The 6,367-nt window shown below is 69.2% G+C and carries 3 protein-coding genes and 1 pseudogene; all 4 read left to right on the top strand.

All coding sequences use genetic code 11. From position 1 onward, the window contains the following. Positions 1-7 precede the first annotated feature (7 nt). Positions 8-3,244 carry an AAWKG family protein gene (locus EES43_RS30750; RefSeq protein ID WP_164493236.1) on the top strand — a complete coding sequence of 1,079 codons (3,237 nt, stop codon included), beginning with the start codon at positions 8-10 and terminating at the stop codon, positions 3,242-3,244. 169 nt (positions 3,245-3,413) lie between these two features. Next, positions 3,414-3,869 carry a YbaB/EbfC family nucleoid-associated protein gene (locus EES43_RS23525; RefSeq protein ID WP_124270561.1) on the top strand — a complete coding sequence of 152 codons (456 nt, stop codon included), beginning with the start codon at positions 3,414-3,416 and terminating at the stop codon, positions 3,867-3,869. A gap of 1 nt (position 3,870) precedes the next feature. Then, positions 3,871-4,254, top strand: a complete 384-nt coding sequence (locus EES43_RS23530) for a hypothetical protein (protein ID WP_124272126.1) — start codon at positions 3,871-3,873, stop codon at positions 4,252-4,254. 81 nt (positions 4,255-4,335) lie between these two features. Continuing rightward, positions 4,336-6,367 (top strand): annotated as a pseudogene (locus tag EES43_RS30755) (hypothetical protein); the annotation flags it as partial.

Genomic DNA, 6,367 nt, shown 5'->3' on the forward strand with positions numbered 1-6,367 from the left:
GCCACCAGTGGCTGAGGTCGCAAACGCGGACCCCGACTCCCGCGAAAACGTCAACGAACTCAAGGGGTGGGGCGCCGAGAGCGTGGACGGCTGGGCGAACCTGGTCCACCACATCACCGGCTTTCCGATGCCCGACCGCAAGACGATCTTCGAGAGGCTCACCTCGACCAAAGGGGGCCCGCTGTTCCGGATGGACATCCGCGAACGGGACTTGAAGTCCGTCGTCCAAGAGTCCGGCTTCCTCGTGAACGAGGGCCAGGACTACGACATCTTCTTCCTGAACAAGAACAAGCAGTCCTCGATCATGCAGGCCCGGATCGTCTTCGAGGGCCGGGCGAAGTCGGGCAACGAGATCCACTTCGACGGCACCGACGCCGACGACGTGGACGACGTCAGCGTCCACGAGGGCAACGAGTTCAAGGACTACAACAAGCAGGAAATGAGCACGAAGCCGCTCGCCGAGTACATGAACGGGCCGCGGGCCGCGCTCATCGCCCTGCGTGACGGCGGCACCGAGGGGGTCAAGTTCAACAACCTGTCGGTGCCCAGCACCGACGCCGTCGTGCTGAAGTCCTTCACCGACACCGGGGAGTCCTTCGACCGGGCCGCCCAGTTTTTCAAGGACAAGGCCGTCGTCCTCAAGGACTGGGAGGACCGCTTCTCCCGGGAGGACGCGAGCTGGAAGGGGGAGGCGGCCGACGTCTTCCGCAACCTGCTGAAGAAGGTCCGCGAGAACTACGACGGCTACGTCGAGACCTTCGGCGCCACCTCGAACGCCGACGGCGTCACCGGCACCGACGGCACGGTCTACTCCCGCGCTCTGGAGGCGGGCAGCCAGAGCCTCAAGGACACCGCGAGCAACCTGCTGGGGAACTGGCTGGAGTGGGCGAAGTCCGACTACTACGATCCGCTGCTCGTCCTGCGCTATGTGCTGGACGACCTCGCCTTCTGGGTCGACGAGAACAACATCAGCAAGAGCGACATCGAGGCCACCACCCACAACGGCTACCAGGGGGCGGGCTACACCACCGTCAGGCACTCACCACAGGCGGGCTTCAGCCAGGAACACCCCGACTACGGGGACCTCAGCGACATCGCCAACTGGAAGAAGGTCGGCGAGAAGGCCGTCGAACTGTGGAACAAGGGCGTCGACGAGATGCTGGTCAGGCCCGCCGTCGCGGAGAGGTCGAGGCTGAACAACATCTTCCTCGACCTCGCCAAGGACTTCACCGAGAACGTCCCGAAGCCCAAGACCACCAGCACGGCGGGCGAGGACTACGCCGACGACAAGCTCAACGACCCGGGCGGCACAGGCGGACCGGACATCGACGACTGGCTCAAGAAGCTCAACGACAACAACAACGACTTCCTGAACGACCTCAACGAGAACAACAACGACATCCTGGACGACCTGAACAACAACAACAACGACATCCTCGACGACCTCAACAACAAGAACAACGACATCCTGGATGACCTCAACAACGACAACAAGGACATCCTGGAAGACCTGGGGAACAACAACAAGACCGTCCTGGACGATCTCGGGAACATCAACAACCAGGCGCTCGACAACCTCAACGACCTCGGGAACGCCAACAACGACGCGTTGAACAGCCTGAACGACCTGGGCGACGCCAACAACAACGCGCTGAACAGCCTCGGCAACCTCGGAAACCTGAACGCGCCGCTGGGCGAAGGCGGTCCGTTGGGCGGCGACGGGCAGACCCTCCCGCCGCCGGTCCTCCCTCCGCTCACCCAGAGCCTCGGCAACCTCGGCCTGAACAACAATCCGCAGGACGGGGTCCGGAACAACCCGACCGAGGAGTTCACCCGCAGTCTGGGCAACATCCTCGGCGGCGCCGGCCTGAACACGCCGACCGGTGGCAACACCAGGCTCCGGGACGGCGGCGGGCTCACCACCGACTTCCCGGACGGCAGCCGCAGCTCGTTCGACCCGGAAACCGGGCAGTTGACGACCACGCATCCGGACGGCTCGACCAAGACCGTGGATCTCGGCGACGGTGCGAAGATCACCAACCCGGACGGTTCGGTCACCTCGCTGGACCGGGACGGGAACCTGACGACGACGTTCCCGGACGGCTCCAAACAGGTCATCGATCCCCGGACCGGGGAGGCCGTCACGACGAACCCGGACGGCAGCACGTCCACCAGCAATCTGGGCGACCTCGGCGGCCTGAACGGCCTGAACGGTCCGGACGGTGCGCTCGACGGGCTGCGCGACCTCGGTCTCGACGGGAACGGCGACGGACTGGAGACGCCGACGGGCGGGCGTACTTCGCTGGGTCTCGACGGCGATCTGGACAACGTGTTCCCGGACGGCAGCCGCAGCTCGTTCGACCCGGACACCGGGGAGTTGACGACCACGAACCCGGACGGCTCGACGAAGACCGTGGACCTGACGCACGGCGCGACGGTGACCAACCCGGACGGCTCGAAGACGGTCCTGGACAACGGCATGCTGAAGACGACGTACCCGGACGGCACCACTCAGATCGTGGACCCGGAGACCGGCCGTACGACCATCACCGACCCGGACGGCAAGACCCGGACCGTGGACCTGGACGGGCTGGGCTCCGACCTGAACCGGGACACCCGCGACCGGCTGGACCTCGACAGCCTCGGGCTGAACGGTAACGGCAACGGCATCAGCTCCGGCGGCTCCGGGGGCGGCGGACCGAGCACCGTCTCCCGCGACCTGTCGCTGCCCGACCTGGGCCTTGGCAACGGCGGGGGCAACTCGACCACGGGCCTCGACACCAGCCTCTCCGCCCTGGGCGGCGGCACGCTCGGCGGCGAGGGTTCCGGCAACGGGCTCAACCCCGGGCAGACCCCCGGCGCCCCCGGCCAGACGCCCGGCGGCCCGGGCGCCCCCGGCATGCCCGGCTCGCCCGGTATGCCGATGGGCGGCGGAGGCATGGGCGCCGGCGGGGTCGGCGAGAAGGGCAACGGCGAACGGGTGCGCGCCGTACTGGTCGACTCGGCCGAGGAGAGCGAGCGCCGCAAGCGCCGCCGTCGCAGCCCCTGGAACCGGCAGGAGGGCGAGGACACCTTCCTGGCCCCCGCCCACCGGCCCACCACCACCAGCGGCGGCGGTGGGACGCAGGGCGAGGAGGAGCAGAACAGCGCCCGCCGGACCACCAGTTCCTCCGCCTATCTGGAGGAGGACGAGGACGTCTGGGGGACCGAGGAGGGCGGCAGCCCGGCGGTGATCGGACGGTGACCGCGAAGACGTCGCGGCCCGGGACGCGAAAGAGACGTATCGCATAGAGATCGCGGCCCGTACCGGCTTTCCTTACCGGGCGGCTACCAGCAGAATCATCAGAGTTGATCATCGTGCGGCCCCGTCCGGGCCGCACGGTGGCCGACGCCGAACGGAGAAGGGACAAGAGGTGCCGGAACCTCTGGAGAAGCGCCTGGAGACGGCGATGGCCGAGCTCCAGCAGGCCCAGGAAGCCATCGCACGGACCGAACACGAGCTGCGGCAGGCCTCGTTCGCGCGCGTCTCCTCCGATCGCGCGGTGCGCTGCACCGTGGGCCCGCAGGGGGAGCTGACCAGCCTGGAGTTCCTGGAGAACAAGTACCGCGACATGTCGCCCCAGGCCCTGGCCGCCAGCGTCCTGGAGGCCGCGAGCGAGGCCCGGATCGCGATGAACCGGCACGTGATGAAGGCGATGATGCCCTTCACCGGGCCCAGCAGCGCCGTTCCGGAGCTCCCTGGCTTCGAGGTGGACTGGGAGCGGATCTTCGGCCCGGAGGTGCTCCGCGAGGACGACGAGGACCGGGCGCGACCGGACGGCGCGAAGCCTGCCTGGCGGGACGCTCTCGACGAGGACGGTGAGGACTGAGATGGGCGGACGCTACTACTTCGACCCGAGCCGGGTGGAGTCGCTGATCGAGCAGCAGGACCAGATCGCGGAGCTGGCCATGTCGATCCTGACCGAGTTCCGGGACGACGTGTACGAGACCGCGGGCTGGGTGGGTACGGCGGCCGGCACCGACGAGATGAGCCAGAAGGCCACCGAGCGGGACCGTAAGGAGACGCAGACGGCCACGGAGACCATGACCGGTTTCCGGGACGCGCTCAGCGCCAGCACCGCCGCGATGAAGGACCAGATCCACCTGGTGCGCACGACCCGGGACGCCAACCTCGAAGGCATCGACAAGTACAACAGCCGGGCCGAGACCAACGGTGTGTTCGGCGACGACGCGGGCGGGCATGGCCGCCGCTGATCCCCGCGCCGAGGGCCGCATCCGCAGGACCGGGGGAGCGGCCCGTTCGGGCTGCCCGCGTACCGCCGGGGGCGACCGCAGTTGAGCATCGTGCCCACGCCGGAGATCAACGGGATGATCTTCGCGTTGACCGGGGAGTTCCTCACCTCGATCGATGAGGATCTCGCGGACCAGAGCCAGTACAACTTCTCCCGTATGGCCCGTAAGGTCGAGAAGCTGTTCGCGCTGATCGAGAAGTCGGTGCACGACACCGCGCAGGCGATGCCGGACGAGCTGGCCAGCTCCTACAAGCAGGCGATGGGCGCCCTCATCGACGACCAGGGCAAGAACTACCTTTTGGAGTTCACCAAACAGCTCGACGCGGTCGGCCGGGGCCGCCGGAAGACCGGCATGGACGTCATGGAGTCCAAGTGGCAGGTCATCGCCGAAGTCGTCCTGCTGCTCATCGAGATCGCGATCTACCTCGCGCTGTCCTACTTCACCGGCGGCGCCTCCGCCAGCCAGATCCTGATGGTGAAGCTGCGCACGCGCGCGGCACTCCTGGCCCTCTTCATCGACCTGCTCAAGCGGCTGCACCTGATGCCGGCCCTGAGCGAGGCGCTGACGGAGGCGTTCACGACCTTCGCCGTCCGGCTGGCGATGATGAACTTCGCCCCCGAGGGCCGTCGGCCCGACGGGATCGACTGGGGCGACATCGGCAAGGCCGCCGCCTTCGGCGCGGCGGCGGGGTTCTTCACCAGCCTCTTCGAGAACTGGGCGAAGAACATCGTCAAGAGCTACGACACCAACTTCCTCAAGGACGGGTCCGTCTTCAAGGACAAGCCGGGCCCCGGCCCGGACCTGAAGCTCGACACCCCCGACCCGAAGGACAGGCCCGGCCCGGACTCCCCGCCCCCGAACCTGAAGGACAAGCCGGGCCCGGACACCCCGAACCCGAAGGACAGGCCCGGCCCGGACTCCCCCGCCCCGAAGCCGGAGTCCGAGCCGCTCCCGACCCCTGGCGGCGGCCCCAAGGACCGCCCGCGCACCGACCTGAACGTCGACCCGCCGGCCTTCCTCCGCGACCGGCCGTTCACCTTCCGCTACGACCGGGACGTCTGGACCTCCAACCCCGACCTGTGGCGCAACTACCGCAGGCTGGAGGACAACGCCGACCGGCCCGGAGCGCTCGCCGGGTACTACGGGCTCAAGGGCGTCCTCGACTTCGCCGCCGCCGGTGGCGGCGAGTCCGTCGGCGAGGTCCTGATCAAGGGCGCGTTCGAGGGCGACTTCTCCTCCCACTGGACCACGTTCGTCGGCGCGGGTGTCAGCAGCAAGGTCGAGGGCGGCCTGTCCGACATCGCCCTCAACACCGGCAACGAACTCCGCACCGCCATCGAGAACCTGCGCAACCAGCCGCCCACCGTCTCGGGCGGCGCGGACACGGACGACCCCGCCCGGTCCGGCGGCGACGGCTCCGGCCGCACCGGCGGGCCGCCGCGCACGGAGTCCTCGGACGGCGACGGCCCCGGGCTCGGCGCACCCCCGCCCCCCGGCTCCCCGGAGACCATCGGACTGGACGAGTACACCGGCAGCCCCTCCCCGGGGCCCGATCCGGCGGAGAGCCCGCCGCCCTACACGCTGGAGGACCCGCCCGCGTACGTCCCGGGGCCGCTGCCGGTGACCGCCGCGGAGGACGCGCTCTGGCAGCAGGTCCACCAGGGCCCGCCCGAGGTGCGCGAGCAGGCGCTGCGCGACCTCGCCGCCCTCCGCGGCGAACAGCCGCCCGGCCCGGCCGAGATCGGCGTCCGCGAGGGCCTGTACGGCAATCTGTCGCAGCACCCCGAGATCCGGGTGGTGCCGACCGGCGACGGGCCCGCCGCGGGGATCGACGCCGACGAGGTGCGCCGGGCACTGGAGAGCTTCGGCACACCGGTGACCGTGGACACCCCGGTCGTGGGCGGCGAGGGGACCCCGACGCCCCCGCCGGAGAGCGGCGCGCCGACGGGACCGGACGTGGTCGGCGGGACCGGTGTGAATGGTACGGACACCGCGCCCGGGTCGAACGGCACGGACACCGCGCCCGGGTCGAACGGCACGGACACCGCGCCCGGGTCGAACGGCACGGACACCG

The organism is Streptomyces sp. ADI96-02 (genome assembly GCF_003846185.1).
GTDB lineage: Bacteria > Actinomycetota > Actinomycetes > Streptomycetales > Streptomycetaceae > Streptomyces.

Excerpts from the sequence above, each read along its gene's own strand:
- EES43_RS23530 (WP_124272126.1), top strand. The coding sequence starts at position 3,871 with ATGGGCGGACGCTACTACTTCGACCCGAGCCGGGTGGAGTCGCTGATC.